Below are 18,270 nucleotides of genomic sequence, written 5' to 3' on the forward strand. Positions count from 1 at the left end.
TGTAGTCAGGAACGACGACAGTGCGCACCTCCGGGTTGCACAAGCAACGGACATCACAGGGTTACGAATTGGGTACGGCCACCGCTGCCTGAGGGCGGATCGGGAGGCGGTTGACCGGGCGGCCCGTCGCCGCGCGTACCGCTGAGGCCACTGCGGCGGGTGAGGTGACGACCGGGATCGCGCTCGCCGCCTTCGCGCCGAACGGCGCGACGACGTCTCGCTCTTCGACGAGTTTCACGATGCGAATGTCCGGGGCGTCCAGGGATGTCGGGAGTGCGTAGCCGGTGAAGTCGGGGTGCCGGACCAGGCCCCGGGCGGTGCGGAGGTTCTCCGTGAGGGCCGCGCCGACGCCCTGGGTGACGCCCGCCTCGATGCGAGTGGCGAGCTGGGCCGGGTTGAGGACGCGGCCGACGTCCTGGGCGACGGCCATCTCCACGACGCGTACGGCACCGAGTTCGATGTCCACGTCGACCACCGCGCGGATCGCGCAGAACGCGAGGCCGACGAACGCGTCGCCCTGGCCCGCCTCGTCCAGCGGCTCCGTCGGGTGCGGGCGGCACTGGGCGGTGGCCCAGAGCTCCTTGCCGTCCATCGCCTCCGTGACGGTCGTCGAGAGCACCCCGTCGTACGAGGTGATCTTGCCGTCGGTGATCTGGAGGAGCTCCGTCGACATGCCGAACTGGTGGGCCAGCGGCTGGAGAAGCTGCGTACGGACCATCTTCGCGGCCCGCTCCACCGCCCCGCCGGAGACCCAGGTGTGGCGGCCGTGGGCCGCGGGTCCCGCCGGCGGCTGGTCGGTGTCGACCGGAGCCACGTGGACCTCGTCGATGCCGAGCGTGTCCTGCACGATCTGGCGGGCGAGCGTCGAGAAGCCCGAACCGGTGTCCACGGCCGAGCAGATGACCGTCGCCACGCCGTCCTGGACCCGCACGGTGGCCGTCGAGACCTCGTCCGTGCCCTCGGCGCCCAGCATGTGCACCATGCCCAGCGCGTAGCCCACGCCCCGCCGCACCGCGCCCGGTTCGCCCGCGCCCTCGGGGCCGCCGGGCAGCAGCCACTCGCCCTCCGGGGTGTCCTTGGGGAGCGGAGGGAGCGGGAAGTCGCGTACCGCGGCGAGGAGTTCGGCCACCGGGGCCGGGCAGGTCACCGTCTGGCCCGTCGGCAGGATGTCGCCGGTCGACATCACGTTCCGCATGCGCAGCTCCGCCGGGTCCACGCCCAGTTTCGCCGCGAGTTTGTCCATCTGCGCCTCGTACGCCGCGCACACCTGCATCGCGCCCTCGCCCCGCACATGGCCGGACGGCGGGTTGTTCGTACGGACCGCCCAGCCCTCGACGAAGGCGTGCGGGACGACGTACGGGCCGCAGGCGAAGGCCACGGCCGCCGCGAGCGACTCCGACGAGGAGTCGGCGTACGCGCCCGCGTCGAGCAGGATCTGCGCCTCCACCTTCACCAGGCGTCCCTCCGCGTCCGCGTGGTGCCGGTAGCGCAGCAGGGCGGGGTGCCGGTGGGCGTGGCCGAGGAAGGACTCCTCGCGCGTGGCGGTGAGCTTGACCGGGCAGCCGGTGCGCAGCGCCAGCAGGCCCAGCGGGATCTGGAACCCCGGGTCCTCGCGGTCGCCCGTGGCGCCGGGTACGCCGGTCACCACCAGCTTGACCTGCTCCGGCGGAAGGCCGAAGCAGGCGGCGGCCAGGTCCCGGTCGGTGTGCGGGTCGGTCGAGGCGGTGTAGAGCTCCACCCCGCCGTCCGGGCGCGGTACGGCCAGGCCCGCCTCGGCGCCGATCGGCGCCGGGTCCTGGCGCCCGATCCGGTACAGGCCCTCGACGACGATCTCGCCCGTCACGTCCGGGTCGCCGAAGCGCAGCGGGATGTGCCGGATCAGGTTCCCGTCGGGGTGCAGCGCCTCGGCCGCGAACGCCTTCTCCGGGTCCGTCACCGGGTCGAGCACCTCGTACTCGACGGCGATCGCGGCGGCCGCGAGCCGGGCCGTGTCGGGGTGGTCGGCGGCGACTGCGGCGATCGCCTCGCCGTGGTGCCGGACCAGGTCGGCGGCGAACACCGGCCGGTCGGCGACCCGTCGGCCGTACGTCGCCGCGCCCGGCACGTCCGCGGCCGTCACCACGGCCCGTACGCCCGCCATGGCGGTGGCGGCGCTCGTGTCGACGGAGACGATGCGCGCGTGCGGGTGCGGGGAGCGCAGGATCGCGGCCCAGAGCAGCCCCTCGGCCCACAGGTCGGAGGCGTACGGGAAGGTGCCCTCGGTCTTCGCCCTCGCCTCGGCCTGCGGGAGCGAGGTGCCGAGGCCGTGCGCGGCCGGCTCCTGACCCAGGGCCCCGGGGGTGTCGAGGACCGGGATCGTGGGAACGGCGGTGATCGCGTCGCTCACGCCATGCCTCCGTCGTGCGGGTGGGGAATCTGGTGCGGGACCCGGGGCTCTTCGGCGGCCTCGGACGCGGTGGCCGCGGCGCTCGCCTCGCGCTCGGACACGACGTCCCGTACGGCGTCGAGGACGCCCCGGTAGCCGGAACAGCGGCACAGGTTGCCCGCGAGCGCCTGGCGGGTCTCGAGTTCGGTGGGGGCGTGGTTGCCCGCAAGGAGGTCATGCACGGTCATGCACATGCCGGGGATGCAGAAGCCGCACTGGACGGTGCCGCACTTGGCCATGGCCCGCTGTACGTCCGAGGGCTCTCCGTCGACCGCGAGGCCCTCGACCGTCCGCACCTCGCTCCCGGCGGCGGTCGCCGCGGGGACCAGGCAGGAGGCGACGAGCCGGCCGTCGACCTGCACGTTGCACGCACCGCACTCGCCCTGCGAGCAGCCGTCCTTCGCCCCGGCGAGGCCGAGGCGCTCACGCAGGACGTAGAGCAGCGACTCGCCGATCCAGGAGCCGGTGACGGGGCGGTCGGCGCCGTTGACCCGGAGGGTGTACGAGGTGTGGGGGTGCTCGTCGCTGTCGGTGGAGGCGGCGAGGCTCGCGTCGGGCGCGGCAGGCGCGGCGGGGTTCGCCGCAGCGGGCTCGGGGGCGATGTCCGCCTCCGGCGCCCGGCCGGACGCGTCGGAGGGGTCGGACGCGTCGGCCGTGTCCGGCTCACCGTCCGTCTCCCGCGCCTCCGACGGCTCCGCCGTCCCGCTCGCCGGGCTCGCGCCCCGCTCCTCCCCGGCTTCCGCCGCGGCGCCGGTGCCGGCGGTGTCCGCCGCAGCCTCCGCGACCGCTTCCGCGATCCGTTCCACGACCGGTTCGGCGGCCGGCTCCTCCGGCAGTGCCCACGGGGCCGGGGCGCCGCCCGGCAGGGTCGCCGGGGCCTCCGCGTACGGCCGGACGGCCGAGGCGCCGAAGTCGCCCGACTCCTCGGCGGAACCCGCCTCTTCGGCCACCTCGGACATGTCCGGTACGACCGGAATCTCCCACTGGCCCGTGGTGCCAGAGGCGGCGGACGCCGTCGTCTCCGTCATCTCCGTGAAGCGCCACTCGGACGTCGCGTGCGGGTCCTGATCGAAATGCTCGGCGTACTCCGTGCGCCCGGCGTGCCCTGCCTGGCCGGCCGCATACCCGGCCTGCTCAGCGGCGTACCCGCGCTGCCCGGCGTACCCGCCCTGCTCGCCGTAGCCGCCCTGCTCCGCGTACTCCGTCCCGTCGAAGTACTGCGTCTGCTCCGCCTGCGTCGGCAGGTGGACGTTCCAGGCACCCGTCGCCGACGGGTCGGTCACGGCCGGGGTGAGCGGCTGCAGCGGGGTGATCATCGGCGGTACGTAGCCGTGGCCGGGCGCCTCCAGGGGGACGCCGTCGAGCATGAAGTCGGGCGGCAGCTGGACGAACGCGGTGGCGTCGCCGTCGTACCCCTCGCTCTGCGGGATCGGCTCCCAGCCGCCGGAATCCTGCTGCTGACGCTGCTGTTCGTTGCTCACGACAGTGCCCTCCCCAGTGCCCGTCGGGCGAGTGCGGCGACGGTGCGCCGCAGGTGCAGTACGGCCGGGGGCAACACTTCGTCGCCCGGCGGGTCCGGGATGCAGGCGGCGGCGACGTACTCGCCGAAGGCCGCGAGCGCCTCGGGGGCGAGCCCCCGGTCGTTGTCCCAGTCCACCAGCGAGGCGATCCAGCGCTCGGCCTCCAGCGGGCGCAGCGGCATCGGCGCGACGGCGCCGACCGCGCAGCGCACCCCGCGCCTGGCCGGGTCGAGGACGACGGCGACGGAGGCGGTGGCACGGGCCGGTCCGGTCCGGCCGGTGGCCTTGACGAAGACCTGCGGGGCGTGGAGCAGGGGGACGCGGACGAAGGCGACGAGTTCGCCGGGGGCCAGCAGGTCGCGGCCGGCGAGCAGGTGGGAGACGGGGATCTCGCGGCTGCCGAGCGGTCCGAGGACGACCAGGTCGGCCTCCAGGGCGGCGAGGACGGGCAGCGAGTCGCCGGTGGGCGCGGCGGTGACGACGTTGCCGCCGAGGGTGCCCGCGTTGCGGATCTGGGGCGGTCCGGCGGCGCGGGAGGCGGCGGCGAGGGCGGGGATGAGGGCGGCGAAGTCGGGGCGGCCCATGCGCGCGTGGGTGAGGCCCGCGCCGAGCAGTGCGTGGCCGTCCTGGTACTGCCAGCCGCGGATCTCGTTGATGCGGCTCAGACCGACCAGTCCGGCGGGGCGGAGCTGCCCCTTGTTGACGGCTGCCATCAGGTCGGTGCCACCGGCGACGGGGACGGCGGCCGGCATGGCCGTGAGCGCTGCCACGGCCTCGTCGAGCGAGGCGGGCAGCGTCACGGACTGCGCCGTCTGTGGTGCGTGCGTGGTCAACCCGCTGCCCCTTCCCGGTGTCCCGGTGGTCCCCGAATGTGCCCGGCGGTCGCGCCTGCGTGTGGGCGTACCGTACGTGCTCACAGGCCGGACGTGGCAACTCTGGCACATCTTCCGAGCGGTCCGGCGCGAGGGCCCGTGAAGGACTGTTCCGTCCCGGACGCCCCCACGAGTGACGGTAACTTCCGTTTCGCCGCTCTTGGGTGAAGGGAGATGTCGGGTCCCTCACACGATCGGGGGCGTGCCTTCCCGAGGTCGTCCCACGACTCCGGGGCGCTGCTGTCGGGGGTGGGGTCCGGCGGGCGGGCGGTAGTCCACGCCGAGGGCGTCCAGGCGCGTGTAGTGGGTGTGCATCCGGCGTGCGAAGGCCGGGTAGTCGCGCGCCTCCGGCGCGGGCAGGGCGGACCAGGCGACCTCGGCGAAGGCGGCGAGGCGCGGGAAGACCTGGTAGTCGACGCGGGACCGGTTCTCCATCACCTCGGTCCAGACGTTGGCCTGGGTTCCCAGGATGTGGGCGGCGGCCTCCGGCGAGAGGCCCGGCGGGACGGGCTCGAAGCGGTAGACGTCCTCCAGGGTGCGGACGTACCCGATGGGCATCGGTTCCTCCTCGCCCGGCGCCTGACGGTGGTCCAGGTACACCTGCTGCTCGGGGCACATGACGACGTCGTGGCCGGCCTCGGCGGCGGCGATCCCGCCCCCGTATCCCCGCCAGGACGACACGGCCGCGCCGTCGGCGAGGCCGCCCTCCAGGATCTCGTCCCAGCCGATGAGCCGTCGGCCGCGGGCGGCGAGCCAGCGGTCGAAGTGGCGGATGAACCAGGACTGGAGCTCGTCCTCGTCGGCGAGCCCGAGTTCCCTGATGCGGGCCTGGGCGGCCGGGGAGGCCTTCCACTGGTCCTTGGGGCACTCGTCGCCGCCGACGTGGACGAAGGGTGACGTGGCCGCCGGGAAGAGGTCGAGGACCTCCTCGAAGACGCCCTCGTAGAAGCGCAGGACGGCTTCGGTGGGGGCGAGGACGTTGGGGTTGACGCCCCAGGTGTCCCAGACGGTGAGGGCGGCGGTGTCGACGACGTCGGTGTTGCCGAGTTCGGGGTACGCGGCGATGGCGGCCTGCGAGTGTCCGGGGAGGTCGATCTCGGGGACGACGGTGATGTGCCGCTCGGCGGCGTACGCGACGATCTCGCGGATGTCGTCCTGGGTGTAGAACCCGCCGTGCGGGGTGTCGTCCCAGAGGGGCGAGGCGCGGTGGCCCCACTTGCTGCGGGCCCGCCAGGAGCCGACCCCGGTGAGCCGGGGGTGGCGCTTGATCTCGATGCGCCAGCCCTGGTCGTCGGTGAGGTGGAAGTGGAAGACGTTGAGCTTGTGGGCGGCGAGCAGGTCGAGGTAGCGCAGGACGTCGTCCTTGGGCATGAAGTGCCGGGAGACGTCGAGCATGAGGCCGCGCCAGCCGAAGCGGGGCCGGTCCTCGACCGTCACGTACGGGAGGTCCCCGGCCCCGCCGGCCACGGGCGCCCTGCGGTACGCCTCCGGGCCGAGCAGCTGACGGAGGGTCTGGGCGCCCCAGAACACCCCGGCGGGGCCGCCGCCCTCGACGACGACGGCGGCGTCGGGGTTCTCCGTGGTGAGGCGGTAGCCCTCGGGGCCGTGCTCCCGCTCCACGTCCTCGCTGACGCGCAGCCGGATCGCGTGCGGGCCGGTGCCGTCGGCGAACGGCAGGCCGGTGGCGGCGCCGAGGACGGTGCGCAGCCAGCGGGCCGTGGACCCGGTGCCGGGTCCGGCGTCGAGGGTGGTCCGCTCGTCGAGCGAGAAGTGGCCCGGGGAGTCCCCGCGCACCTCTTGGAGGAGCGGCGCCGGGATCAGGTCCGTGCCGGGGTACGGGTCGGTGGTCGTCGCGTCAGAGCGATCGGTGGTCATCGCGTCGGTCCGGTCGGCGGTCATCGCGTCAGTCCTTCACCGCCCCGCCCAGTCCCGAGACCAGGCGGCGCTGTACGAGTACGAAGAAGACGAGCACCGGAACGGTCATCACGGTCGAGCCGGCCATGATGCCTCCCCAGTCGTTCTCGTCGGGCTTGAAGAAGACGAGCAGGGCCATGGGCAGCGTCGACTGCGAGGTGTCGCTGATGATGAACGACTTGGCGAAGAGGAAGTCGTTCCAGGTGGAGATGAACGAGAAGACGCTGGTGGCGACGAGGCCGGGGAAGACCAGCGGGAAGAGGATCTGCCACAGGAACCGGGTCCGGCTCGCCCCGTCGATCTGGGCCTGCTCCTCCAGGGCCTCCGGTACCGCCTTGACGAAGCCGCGCAGCATCCAGATCGCGAACGGCAGCGAGAAGGCGATGTGCGGCAGGATCAGCGAGCCGAGGGTGTTGAGCTGGCCGGCGTCCCGCATGAGGAAGAAGAGCGGGATGGTGAGGGCCTCCACCGGCACCATCTGGGCGACCAGGAACATGATCAGGAGCGTCGTCCGGAACCTGAAGCGGAACCGGGTGACGGCCGTCGCCGCGAGGAAGGCGATCAGCGCGGAGGCGAGGACGACCGTGCCCGCCACGATCAGCGAGTTCAGGAAGTAGCGGCCGAACTCCTGCTGTTCGAAGACGCGCCGGAACGAGTCGAGCGACGGGGAGAGCGTCCACGGCCTCGGCTCGGTGGACTGGATCTCACCGGCCGGCTTGAAGGCCGACAGGACCATCCAGTACAGCGGGAAGGCGACGGCGGCCGCGACGAGCAGGGTGACGGCCTCGGCGGCGAGGCGTCCGGGGCGGCGGACGCGGAGAACGGACGTGGCGCTCACAGTTCTTCTCCCTGACGTCGCAGCAGGCGCAGGTAGACGAGCGTCACGGCCAGCAGGATCAGCAGCATGACGACGCCGATCGCCGAGCCCAGGCTGTACTGGGACGAGGCGAAGGCCTTCTGGTAGGCGTACACGTTGAGGACGAGGTTCTGGCCGGCGATGCCGCCGCCGTTCGTCATCACGTAGATCTGGGTGAAGACCTTGAAGTCCCAGATGATCGACTGGATCGTGACGACGACCAGGATCGGCCGGAGCACCGGCGCCATGACCGAGCGCCAGATCCGCCACTGCGAGGCGCCGTCGAGGGCGGCGGCCTCCAGGACCTCGGACGGGATGGCCTTGATGCCGGCGTAGACGGTGACCATCACGAACGGGAAGGAACACCAGACGACTTCGAGGAGGACGAGGGCGAAGGCGCTGTACCGCCCGTACGTCCAGGAGAAGTCGCCAAGCCCGAGCAGCTTGTTGACGGGGCCGAAGTCGGGGTCGAAGAGGAAGACCCAGACCGTGGAGCCGGTGATCGCGGGCGTGGCCCAGGCGCCGAGCGCGGCCATCATCAGGACGAACCGCGGCAGGGCACGCACGCGCGTGAGGAGTACGGCGAGGGCGCAGCCGACGGCGAGCGTGGTGACGACGCAGGCGGCGGCGAAGAGGACGGTGGCGAGGAGGACCTGCCGGAACCGGGGGTCGGCGAAGAGGGTCGTGTAGTTGCCGAAGCCCTTGAACGAGGTGGGTTCGCCGCCGCTGACCTGGGCCTGGGTGTACTCCAGGAAGGAGATCAGGCCGAGCTGGTAGACGGGGTAGACGAGGAGTCCGCCGAGGACGGCGAGGGCGGGCAGCAGGTACAGCCAGGGGGTCCAGGGGCGGTGGCCCCTGGGGCCGCCGCGCCGGGCCGGCCGGGGGGCCGGGGGCCTGGTCGCACCCGGCCGCTTCTCGGTGACGGTGAGCTGGGTCGTCATGCGGCTCAGCCCGCCGGCGCGAAGGCCGCGTCCATCTTCTTCGCCGCGTCGTCGGCCGCCGCCTTGACGTCCTTACGGCCGCTGACGACCTCCTGGAACATCGTGGGCAGGACGAGGGAGGCGTCGATCTGACCCCAGCCGGGGGACGCCGGGACGAACCTGGTGCCGGCGCCGAGGGTGTCGATGAACGGCTTCACGAAGGGCTGCCGCTGGGCGGCGGCGGTCCGGACGTCGGTGTACGTGGGGAGGAAGCCCATCGCGTCGAAGAGCCTGCCCTGGGTCTCCTTGCCGGTGAGGGACTTGAGGAGGTCGACGGCGAGGCTGCGGTGGGAGGTGCTCTTGAGGACGCCGATGTTGTTGCCGCCCGCGAAGGCCGGGGCGATGGAGCCGGGGGTGGTGCCGGGCAGCGGGACGACGGCGTACTTGCCCTTCACGGTGCCGGCCTCGACGGCGGCGTGGCTGAAGTCGCCGCCGATGGCCATGGCGGCCTTGCCCGAGGCGAAGGCGGTGACGGTGGCGTTGCCGCCCATCTGGGCGCACTTGGCGGCGGGGCAGTTGTCGTCGCCGAAGAGCGAGGTGTAGGTGCTGATGCCCTTGACGGCGGCCTCGCTGTTGACGGCGGCCTTGTACGCGTCGCCGTTCGCGGTGGCGAGTTCGCCGCCGGCCGCCCAGACGAAGGGCATGGCCCCGTAGGTGTACGCGCCTCCGACGGCGATGCCGTACAGCTCGGGCTTGGCCTTGCGGATCTTCTTGGCGGTGGAGACGAGTTCGGCCTGGCTCTTGGGGGCGGTGAGGCCGAGTTCCCCGAACACGTCGGTGCGGTAGTACAGGGCGCGGACGCCGACGAACAGCGGGGCGCCGTAGACCTTTCCGCCGACGGTGACGGACTGCTTGGCGGTGGGGTCGGTGTCCTTGGCCTCGTCCCAGGCGCCGAACTCGGTGCTGATGTCGGCGAGTCCGCCGTCCTTGACGTATCCGGCGGTGTCGGTGTTGCCGTACTCGATGAGGTCGGGGGCCGACTCGGGGTCGTTGAAGGCGGCCTTGACGCGCTGGGCGCGGGTCTCGACGGGTATGTACTCGACCTCGACCTTCGCGCCCTGGTGCTGCTTCTCGAAGGCGGCGACGGCCTGTGCGACGACCTGCTCCTTGGGCTTGTTGCTCACCTCCTGGAAGAGCCAGACCCGCAGGGTGCCGGTCTTCTCGTCCGTCGTGGCCTTGCCGTCGGACGTCTGGGGCGCGCAGGCCGTGGCGGTCAGGCCGGCCAGCAGAACTGCGGCCGCCGTGGCGGCGATGGGGGTCCCCCCTGCTCGAGCGAAGCCGAGAGTTCGGGGGAGGGCAGAAAGCTTCATGACGGATCCCCTCCGGATGCGTGCGTTGCAACATGCGCAATGCGCGTTTCGTTCTGCACAACACGCGTGAGGTTAGGCGCGCCTCCGGTGGCCCGACAAGAGGTCTCGACCACCTCAACCACTCCGTGACCGGCGGACGCACCCTGCGCAACGGCTCCGCGCACCGGAGAACGAAACGGCCCCCGTCACCCGTACCGAAGTACGCGTGACGGGGGCCGTCCCCGACATTCCGGGACGTCAGGACACCTCTACTTGTCCTTGCCGCCCTTGTCCTTGTCGCCACCGCCGGCGCCCATGGAGTCGTAGATCTCCTTGCACATCGGACAGACCGGGTACTTCTTGGGGTCGCGCCCCGGCACCCAGACCTTTCCGCACAGCGCCACGACGGGCGTGCCGTCGAGGGCGCTCGCCATGATCTTGTCCTTCTGGACGTAATGGGCGTAGCGCTCGTGGTCGCCGTCACCGTGGGACACCTGCGGCGTCGGCTCGACGAGGGTTCCCGTACCTGCCCCGCGCTCGGGCTCGAGAGTGCTCATAAGGGCCAAGGGTACTGAAAGTCGGGGCCCTCAGTTGAGGGAGGGATCGTCCGGGTACGTCGCGATCATCGCGAGCTCGCCGCGCTGCCGCCGGAGCACCTGCCGCCAGAGCGTCTCGGGCCGGGGCGAGGAGACGTCGCCGGGCTCCGACTCGACCACGTACCAGGCCCCGTCGCCGAGCTCGGTCTCCAGCTGGCCGGGGCCCCAGCCCGCGTACCCGGCGAAGATCCGCAGCGAGCCGAGGGCCGGTCCGAGCAGCTCGGGCGGGGTCTCCAGGTCGACCAGGCCGATCGCCCCGTGCACCCGCCGCCAACCGAGGGGCCCCTCGTCACCGGGGATCACGGCGACGCCGAGCGCGGCGTCGAGGGAGACCGGGCCGCCCTGGAAGACCACCCCGGGTTCGCCGGCGAGGCCGGCCCAGGGGGCGAGGATGTCGCCGACGGTCACCGGCGTCGGCCGGTTGAGGACCACACCGAGGGAGCCCTCGTCGTCGTGGTCGAGCAACAGCACCACCGCGCGGTCGAAATTCGGGTCCGCGAGGGCGGGGGTGGCGACGAGCAGCCGTCCTGTGAGCGAGGACACCTCGGTCATGCGACACATGATCCCGCATCTTCGGCGTTCGCGGGGGGTCTCGGACGGTACCGAGGGGCGCGATGTCCGGAACTCGCCGACCGTCGCAGTTCAGAGGGGACGGGGCGGGCCCGTGACGGCGCCCGGGCGGCACAAGCGGACGGTAACGCTCCGCAAGATCATGAGAACAGAGGGTGTTGTGCCGAATTCATTACATCTGACAGGCCCCCCGAGGCACCCAACAGAGGTCTCATGGCCCCTTACCCTTTTCACTGGCCACCCGACCGACCCACTCCGGAACGCGAGATTCATGACCGGCACAGACGATGTCCTGCTTGTCCACGGCGGAACCCCGCTGGAGGGCGAGATCCGCGTCCGCGGCGCGAAGAACCTCGTGCCCAAGGCGATGGTCGCCGCCCTGCTCGGCAGCGGCCCCAGCCGCCTGCGCAATGTGCCCGACATCCGTGACGTCCGGGTGGTCCGCGGGCTGCTCCAGCTGCACGGCGTGACGGTCCGTCCGGGCGAGGAGCCCGGTGAGCTCGTCCTCGACCCGACGCACGTCGAGTCGGCGAACGTCGCCGACATCGATGCCCACGCCGGCTCGTCCCGCATCCCGATCCTCTTCTGCGGCCCGCTGCTGCACCGCCTCGGCCACGCCTTCATCCCGGGCCTGGGCGGCTGCGACATCGGCGGCCGGCCCATCGACTTCCACTTCGACGTGCTGCGCCAGTTCGGCGCCACCATCGAGAAGCGGGACGACGGGCAGTACCTGGAGGCCCCGCAGCGTCTTCGCGGTTGCAAGATCCGGCTGCCGTACCCCTCGGTCGGTTCGACCGAGCAGGTGCTCCTCACGGCGGTACTCGCCGAGGGCGTCACCGAGCTGTCGAACGCCGCCGTGGAGCCCGAGATCGAGGACCTCATCTGCGTGCTGCAGAAGATGGGCGCGATCATCTCCATGGACACCGACCGGACCATCCGGATCACCGGTGTCGACCGCCTCGACGGCTACACCCACCGGGCGCTCCCGGACCGCCTGGAGGCGGCCTCCTGGGCGTCCGCTGCGCTGGCGACCGAGGGCAACATCTACGTGCGCGGTGCCCAGCAGCGCTCGATGATGACCTTCCTCAACACCTACCGGAAGGTGGGTGGCGCCTTCGAGATCGACGACGAGGGCATCCGCTTCTGGCACCCGGGCGGCTCGCTCAACGCGATCCACCTGGAGACGGACGTGCACCCCGGCTTCCAGACGGACTGGCAGCAGCCGCTGGTCGTGGCCCTGACGCAGGCCTCCGGCCTCTCCATCATCCACGAGACGGTGTACGAGTCGCGGCTCGGCTTCACCTCCGCGCTCAACCAGATGGGCGCTCACATCCAGCTGTACCGCGAGTGCCTCGGCGGCTCCGACTGCCGCTTCGGCCAGCGCAACTTCCTGCACTCGGCGGTCGTGTCCGGCCCGACGAAGCTCCAGGGCGCCGATCTGGTCATCCCCGACCTGCGCGGCGGCTTCTCGTACCTGATCGCGGCGCTCGCGGCGCAGGGCACCTCCCGGGTGCACGGCATCGAGCTGATCAACCGCGGCTACGAGAACTTCATGGAGAAGCTCGTCGAGCTCGGCGCCAAGGTCGAGCTCCCGGGCAGCGCGCTGGTCTGACCGGCCGTACGCGCGCCTGACCGCCCGTACGCGCGCGCGGGGACCCGCTCCCCGCGCGCGCACCCGGCGTCCGACCGCGTCAACGGGCCTCTGACGGGCAAACGAAAGGGCGGCCACCCCCTGACAGGGTGGCCGCCCTTTCTGTGCCTCCAGGCGGCCTTACGCGGCCTTGGCGGCCTTACTTGCCCTTGGCGGCTTCCTTGAGCTTCGAGCCCGCGGAGACCTTCACGCTGTAGCCGGCCGGGATGTTGATCGGGTCGCCGGTCTGCGGGTTACGAGCGGTGCGAGCGGCACGGTGGGTGCGCTCGAAGGTCAGGAAGCCGGGGATGGTGACCTTCTCGTCGCCCTTGGCGACGACCTCACCGACGGTCTCGGCGAGAGCGGCCAGCACGGCGTCGGCGTCCTTGCGGGTCACCTCGGCGCGGTCGGCCAGGGCGGCCACCAGCTCACTGCGGTTCATGTTGTTACTCCCGTGTTCTTCTTGCCTGTGAGGCGTGCCACGCGGCGGAAGCCGCGTGATTGGGTACAGCGAAGCCGATGCTGCCAGGGCCTTCGGACAGTCCCCGGACCCGGGTCTAATGACAGACCCTCGCGCCCAAACACGCATCCTGCCCCCACCAGCGGCGGGAACGCCAATCCGGCACCCCCTGGGGTCACACGAAAAGCGCCAGAGCCCCGTGGTGGTGACGTTCTGTCGACTCCGCGAAAACCATGCGGAGCCGAAAAGCCACCCTAAAGGCGGGTTTACGCCTCCGCGAATCGCGACGCGCCGTCAGCGCCCGGTCGCCGCAGGGCCGCCGGCCGCCGCCTTGGCCGCGTTGCGCACGGCTCCGGCGACCGCACCCGCGACCTTGTCGTTGAAGACCGACGGGATGATGTAGTTCGGGTTCAGCTCGTCCTCGGTGACGACGTCGGCGAGGGCCGTGGCGGCCGCCAGCATCATCTCCGTGTTGACGGTACGGGACTGGGCGTCGAGGAGACCGCGGAAGACACCCGGGAAGACCAGCACGTTGTTGATCTGGTTCGGGAAGTCCGAGCGGCCGGTGGCGACGACGGCGGCCGTCTGGCGCGCGGCGGCCGGGTCGACCTCCGGGTCGGGGTTCGCGAGCGCGAAGACGATCGCGCCCTCCGCCATCGCGGCGACGTCGTCCGCGCCCAGCAGATTCGGGGCCGAGACGCCGATGAAGACGTCCGCGCCGACCACGGCCTGCTTGAGGGTGCCGGTGACGCCCTCGGGGTTGGTGTTGTCGGCGATCCAGCGCAGCGGGGTGCCGGGCGCGGCGTCGACGAGGTCCTCGCGGCCCGCGTGCACCACGCCGTGGATGTCGGCGACGACGGCGTGCTTGACGCCCGCGGCGATGAGCAGCTTGAGGATGGCCGTACCGGCGGCGCCGGCACCGGACATGACGACCCGTACGTCGCCGATGCCCTTGTTGACCACGCGGAGCGCGTTGGTGAGCGCGGCGAGGACGACGATGGCGGTGCCGTGCTGGTCGTCGTGGAAGACGGGGATGTCGAGGGCCTCGCGCAGCCGGGCCTCGATCTCGAAGCAGCGGGGCGCGGAGATGTCCTCGAGGTTGATGCCCGCGAAGCCGGGGGCGATGGCCTTGACGATGGCCACGATCTCGTCGGTGTCCTGCGTGTCGAGGCAGATCGGCCAGGCGTCGATGCCGGCGAAGCGCTTGAAGAGCGCGGCCTTGCCCTCCATGACGGGCAGGGAGGCCATCGGGCCGATGTTGCCGAGGCCGAGGACGGCGGAGCCGTCGGTGACGACCGCGACGGAGTTGCGCTTGATGGTGAGGCGGCGGGCGTCCTCGGGGTTCTCGGCGATCGCCATGCACACGCGGGCGACGCCCGGGGTGTAGATCATGGAGAGGTCGTCACGGTTGCGGATGGGGTGCTTGGACGCCATCTCGATCTTGCCGCCGAGGTGCATCAGGAACGTACGGTCGGAGACCTTGCCCAGGACGACGCCCTCGATGGTGCGCAGCTGCTCGACGATCTCGTCGGCGTGCGCCGTGGAGGTCGCGGCGATGGTGACGTCGATACGGAGCTTCTCGTGGCCGGAGGCGGTCACGTCGAGGCCGGTGACGGATCCGCCGTGGGACTCCACCGCCGTGGTGAGCTGGGAGACCGCGGTTCCGCTCGCGGGAACCTCCAGCCGGACCGTCATCGAGTACGAGACGCTGGGCGCCGTTGCCATGGCCGAGTTCCTCTGCTTTCCCTGAGCTTCGTTGCTACGCCGCCCCGGCTGGTTGCCCGGCGGCGCCCTCCGATGGTCGCACCTACCTGCCGGTAGCAGGTAATGCGGTCATTTTGTTTTCGGAAAGTAGTTTCCACCATACGAGAAGTGCCGGGGAAACAGAAGAGGTCCCCGTCACCAGCGGTGACGGGGACCTCAACTTCGTACATACGTCTAAGTGGCACCGACCCGCCATGCTCGCCTCGCGGCAAGTGGTCCCTCTGAGGGACGAAGGTTGGGCCCGGGGGCTTGGATCGAGCCGGTGCCACGACAAGGCTAACAAACCACCCTGGTTGGTGATTCCAGCGCCGCAGGTTGACCTGAAATCGGCGTCGCCCGCTCCGCGGGATCAGTCCCTCAGCAGGTCCGGGACCCCCGCCTCGTCCGGCATGTCCGCCGCCGCCGCGACCACCGTGAGCTGCTGCGTCGCCCGGGTCAGGGCCACGTAGAGAACCCGCAGTCCGGCCGGGGACTCGTCCGCGATCTCCGCGGGCGAGACGACCACCGTGGCGTCGTACTCCAGGCCCTTCGCCTCCAGGGAGCCGAGCGCCACGACCCGGTCGCCCAGCTCGGCCAGCCAGCGGGCCGCCTCCTGGCGCCGGTTCATGGCGACGACGACACCGACGGTGCCCTCGACCCGCTCCAGGAGCAGCCGCGCCTCGGACCGAACAGTTTCAGCCAGATCGGGCTTCCCCGCCGTCTCCCCGACCCGTACGAAACGGGGCTCGACGCCCGTCGAGCGGACCGCGCGCGGCGACTCCTTGCCCGGCATGGCGAGGGCGAGCACCTTGGCCGCGAGCTCGGCGATCTCGGCCGGGTTCCGGTAGTTCACGGTCAGCTCGAAGCGGCGCCGCGGCCGGGACCCGAGGGCCTCGTCGCGGGCCGCCGCGGCCTCGTCCGGGTCCGACCAGGAGGACTGCGCCGGGTCGCCGACGACCGTCCAGGTGGCGTGCCGGCCGCGCCGCCCGACCATCCGCCACTGCATGGGCGTGAGGTCCTGCGCCTCGTCGACGATCACGTGCGCGTACTCGGTGCGCTCCGCGGCGAGCCGTTCGGCCCGCTCGCGCTGGGTCTCCTCCCGTACGGGCATGAGCTCCTCAAGGCCCGTGAGCTGGTCGAGCGGGTCGTACTCGCGCTTCCTCCGGGGCCGGGCCGGGGTCCCGACCAGGGTGTGCAGCTCGTCGAGGAGCGCCACGTCGTGGACGGACAGCTCGGTGCGGCGCAGCGAGCGGGCGAGCCGGCGCACCTCGCCCGGGTTGAGGATGCGGCGGGCCCAGCGGCCGAGCCGGCGCTCGTCGGCCATCGCGTCGAGGACCCGGCGCGGGGTGAGTTCGGGCCACCAGGCGTCGAGGAACCCGAGGAAGGAGTCCTCCGTCGACACGTCCTCGTCGAAGGAGGAGCGCAGTTCGGCGGCGAGCTCGGGGTCGCTGTGCCGGCCGACCGCGCCCGACTTGGCGTACAGCGCGTCCAGGAGCAGCCGGCGGGCGCGCGGGCGCAGCAGGTTGACGGGGGCGGTGCCGCCGAGGACGTTGTGCCGGATGCGCCGCAGGTCGTCGGCCTCCAGCTCCAGACGGCGGCCGAAGGCGACGACCCGCAGCCGCGTCGGCGTGCCCGCCGGGACGGGAGCGTCCTCCTCCCCCAGCTCGGGCTGGATCCTGGGCGGCGGGGTCTCCAGGGCGCCGCGGGCGGCCTTGCGGAGCACGTGCAGCATCCGGGAGGAGCCCTTGATCCGGGCGACGGCCGGGTCGTCGTAGGCGGTGGCCTCGGCGCCGTCGACAAGGCTGCCGACCGCGCGGATGGCGACCTGCCCCTCCTCGCCCAGGGAGGGCAGGACACCCTCGGTGTACGAGACGAGGAGCGGGGTCGGCGAGACGATCAGGATGCCGCCCGCGTACCGCCGCCGGTCCTGGTAGAGCAGGTAGGCGGCCCGGTGCAGGGCCACGGCGGTCTTGCCGGTGCCGGGCCCGCCCTCGACGTACGTGACGGAGGCGGCGGGCGCGCGGATGACGAGGTCCTGCTCGGCCTGGATGGAGGACACGATGTCCCGCATGGTGTGGCTGCGGGCCTGCCCGAGGGCGGCCATCAGGGCGCCGTCGCCGATGACGGGCAGCTCGCGCCCGTCCAGGGTGGCCCGGAGCTCGGGACGCATCAGGTCGTCCTCGACACCGAGGACCTTGCGGCCCTTGGAGCGGATGACCCTGCGCCGTACGACCCGGCCCGGATCGACCGGCGTGGACCGGTAGAAGGGCGCGGCGGCGGGTGCGCGCCAGTCGATGACCAGCGGCGCGTAGTCGGAGTCGAGGACGCCGATCCGGCCGATGTGGAGGGTCTCGCCGATCTCGGCGGTGTTGTCGGGCCGTACGGCGTCCTCGGCGGGCTCGACGGAGGTGTAGGCCCCGTCGGGGCCCTTCTTCCCGTCCTTGCCGTACAGCAGATCGATCCGGCCGAAGAGGAAGTCCTCGAACTCGTTGTTGAGCCGGTTGAGGTGGATGCCGGCCCGGAAGACCTGCGCGTCGCGCTCGGCGAGCGCGCCGGGCGTGCCGACCTGGCCCCGCTGGGCGGCGTCGTTCATCAGGAACTCCGCCTCGTGGATCTTCTCCTCCAGTCGGCGGTAGACGTGATCCAGATGTTCCTGCTCGACACCGATCTCACGGTCTCTGACCGTGTCCACGGCTTCCTGCGCGGCCACCTAAGGCCCCCTTCTGACGTGCACTGGGCAGCCGTCGAGCGTACGCCACCGGAAGGCACCGTGTCAGGCGAGATCACGGTACGCCGCCCGACACCCACCCGACACGGCCCCCCGACCGCCCTCGCTACGGGCATTCACCCCACCGGGGCGACACCCAACCGTGGGCAACGGCCCCGCGGCGGCGGTGCCCGCCCGCCGCCCCCGTTGTGGGCACCCGTCCCCGCCGATGCGGCACCCACCGTCCCGGGACGGCGCCCCCGCCCGCCGCCCTCGTTGTGGGCACTCGTCCCCGCCGAGGCGGAGCCCACCCGCCCGCCGCCCACCCCGTTGTGGGCAGTCGTTCCGCTGGGGCGGAACGGGTGGGCACAACGGAACGGTGCCCTTTGCCGGGCCTAGGCTTCCGGGCCTGAACCCGCACCACAGGTGCGGTGCACAGTCGGGTGCGGGTCCAGGCACAAGGGGCGGAGGCGCCGCCGAGCGCGCCGTCCCGTGTGCCCACCCGTCCCGCCCAGCGGGACGATTGCCCACACGGCGGGGGGCGGGGTGGCGGGCACAGCCCGCACGGCGGGTGGCGAGGCGAGGCGCGGCGTGTGCCCGCACGGCGGGTGAGGGTGGCGCGGGCGCAGCCCGCACGCGCGGCCCGGCGTGTGCACGCACGGCGGGGTGGCGAGGGCGAGGCCGCGGCCCGCACGGGGCGGAGGCAGA

Annotated in this window: 13 protein-coding genes; 1 reads left to right on the forward strand and 12 read right to left on the reverse strand. The window is 72.2% G+C overall.

The window, feature by feature from the left end; translation table 11 throughout:
- Positions 1 to 61: 61 nt before the first annotated feature.
- The 9 genes from E0F75_RS29440 to E0F75_RS29480 form a co-directional block, all read right to left on the reverse strand.
- Entirely contained in the window at positions 62 to 2,386 is a 2,325-nt protein-coding gene (locus E0F75_RS29440; RefSeq protein WP_374115452.1) for a xanthine dehydrogenase family protein molybdopterin-binding subunit, read from the reverse strand.
- Entirely contained in the window at positions 2,383 to 3,906 is a 1,524-nt protein-coding gene (locus E0F75_RS29445) for a (2Fe-2S)-binding protein (protein WP_229313991.1), read from the reverse strand. Before E0F75_RS29445 ends, E0F75_RS29440 begins: the two co-directional genes overlap by 4 nt.
- Positions 3,903 to 4,778: a xanthine dehydrogenase family protein subunit M gene (locus tag E0F75_RS29450; protein WP_030324484.1), complete on the reverse strand. Its 876-nt coding sequence runs from the start codon at positions 4,776 to 4,778 to the stop codon at positions 3,903 to 3,905. Before E0F75_RS29450 ends, E0F75_RS29445 begins: the two co-directional genes overlap by 4 nt.
- A gap of 225 nt (positions 4,779 to 5,003) precedes the next feature.
- The gene (locus tag E0F75_RS29455; RefSeq protein WP_229314039.1) at positions 5,004 to 6,692 is read right to left on the reverse strand and encodes a beta-N-acetylhexosaminidase; all 1,689 of its coding nucleotides are present in this window, start codon (positions 6,690 to 6,692) and stop codon (positions 5,004 to 5,006) included.
- A gap of 28 nt (positions 6,693 to 6,720) precedes the next feature.
- Positions 6,721 to 7,569, reverse strand: a complete 849-nt coding sequence (locus tag E0F75_RS29460; protein ID WP_229313992.1) for a carbohydrate ABC transporter permease — start codon at positions 7,567 to 7,569, stop codon at positions 6,721 to 6,723.
- Positions 7,566 to 8,528: a carbohydrate ABC transporter permease gene (locus E0F75_RS29465; RefSeq protein ID WP_229313993.1), complete on the reverse strand. Its 963-nt coding sequence runs from the start codon at positions 8,526 to 8,528 to the stop codon at positions 7,566 to 7,568. The genes E0F75_RS29460 and E0F75_RS29465 overlap by 4 nt, the downstream gene beginning before the upstream one ends.
- Positions 8,529 to 8,533: 5 nt before the next feature.
- Positions 8,534 to 9,877 (reverse strand): extracellular solute-binding protein, encoded by a 1,344-nt coding sequence (locus tag E0F75_RS29470; RefSeq protein WP_229313994.1) that lies wholly within the window; start codon positions 9,875 to 9,877, stop codon positions 8,534 to 8,536.
- Positions 9,878 to 10,125: 248 nt separating this feature from the next.
- Positions 10,126 to 10,413: a DUF3039 domain-containing protein gene (locus E0F75_RS29475; RefSeq protein WP_015033918.1), complete on the reverse strand. Its 288-nt coding sequence runs from the start codon at positions 10,411 to 10,413 to the stop codon at positions 10,126 to 10,128.
- Positions 10,414 to 10,443: 30 nt separating this feature from the next.
- The gene (locus E0F75_RS29480; protein WP_229313995.1) at positions 10,444 to 11,004 is read right to left on the reverse strand and encodes a YqgE/AlgH family protein; all 561 of its coding nucleotides are present in this window, start codon (positions 11,002 to 11,004) and stop codon (positions 10,444 to 10,446) included.
- Positions 11,005 to 11,293: 289 nt separating this feature from the next.
- Here E0F75_RS29480 and murA point away from each other — a divergent pair, with 289 nt between their 5' ends.
- Positions 11,294 to 12,634, forward strand: coding sequence for a UDP-N-acetylglucosamine 1-carboxyvinyltransferase (gene murA / locus E0F75_RS29485; RefSeq protein WP_229313996.1), 1,341 nt, complete (start codon positions 11,294 to 11,296; stop codon positions 12,632 to 12,634).
- A 178-nt stretch (positions 12,635 to 12,812) separates the two neighbouring features.
- Here murA and E0F75_RS29490 read toward each other — a convergent pair whose 3' ends face one another.
- The 3 genes from E0F75_RS29490 to E0F75_RS29500 all read right to left on the reverse strand — a co-directional run bounded on the left by E0F75_RS29490 (position 12,813) and on the right by E0F75_RS29500 (position 17,565).
- Positions 12,813 to 13,094: an HU family DNA-binding protein gene (locus E0F75_RS29490; protein ID WP_017237029.1), complete on the reverse strand. Its 282-nt coding sequence runs from the start codon at positions 13,092 to 13,094 to the stop codon at positions 12,813 to 12,815.
- A 312-nt stretch (positions 13,095 to 13,406) separates the two neighbouring features.
- A complete protein-coding gene (locus tag E0F75_RS29495; RefSeq protein WP_030324467.1) occupies positions 13,407 to 14,837 on the reverse strand; it encodes an NAD-dependent malic enzyme in 1,431 nt (476 codons plus the stop codon).
- A gap of 388 nt (positions 14,838 to 15,225) precedes the next feature.
- Positions 15,226 to 17,565, reverse strand: coding sequence for a UvrD-helicase domain-containing protein (locus E0F75_RS29500; RefSeq protein ID WP_229313997.1), 2,340 nt, complete (start codon positions 17,563 to 17,565; stop codon positions 15,226 to 15,228).
- Positions 17,566 to 18,270 lie beyond the last annotated feature (705 nt).

Source organism: Streptomyces sp. CB02980 (assembly GCF_014451325.2).
Lineage (GTDB): Bacteria > Actinomycetota > Actinomycetes > Streptomycetales > Streptomycetaceae > Streptomyces.

Coding starts and splice junctions, on each gene's coding strand:
- E0F75_RS29490 (WP_017237029.1), bottom strand. CDS start 13,094: ATGAACCGCAGTGAGCTGGTGGCCGCCCTGGCCGACCGCGCCGAGGTG.
- E0F75_RS29495 (WP_030324467.1), bottom strand. CDS start 14,837: ATGGCAACGGCGCCCAGCGTCTCGTACTCGATGACGGTCCGGCTGGAG.
- murA (WP_229313996.1), top strand. CDS start 11,294: ATGACCGGCACAGACGATGTCCTGCTTGTCCACGGCGGAACCCCGCTG.
- E0F75_RS29475 (WP_015033918.1), bottom strand. CDS start 10,413: ATGAGCACTCTCGAGCCCGAGCGCGGGGCAGGTACGGGAACCCTCGTC.
- E0F75_RS29465 (WP_229313993.1), bottom strand. CDS start 8,528: ATGACGACCCAGCTCACCGTCACCGAGAAGCGGCCGGGTGCGACCAGG.
- E0F75_RS29455 (WP_229314039.1), bottom strand. CDS start 6,692: ATGACCACCGATCGCTCTGACGCGACGACCACCGACCCGTACCCCGGC.
- E0F75_RS29470 (WP_229313994.1), bottom strand. CDS start 9,877: ATGAAGCTTTCTGCCCTCCCCCGAACTCTCGGCTTCGCTCGAGCAGGG.
- E0F75_RS29480 (WP_229313995.1), bottom strand. CDS start 11,004: ATGACCGAGGTGTCCTCGCTCACAGGACGGCTGCTCGTCGCCACCCCC.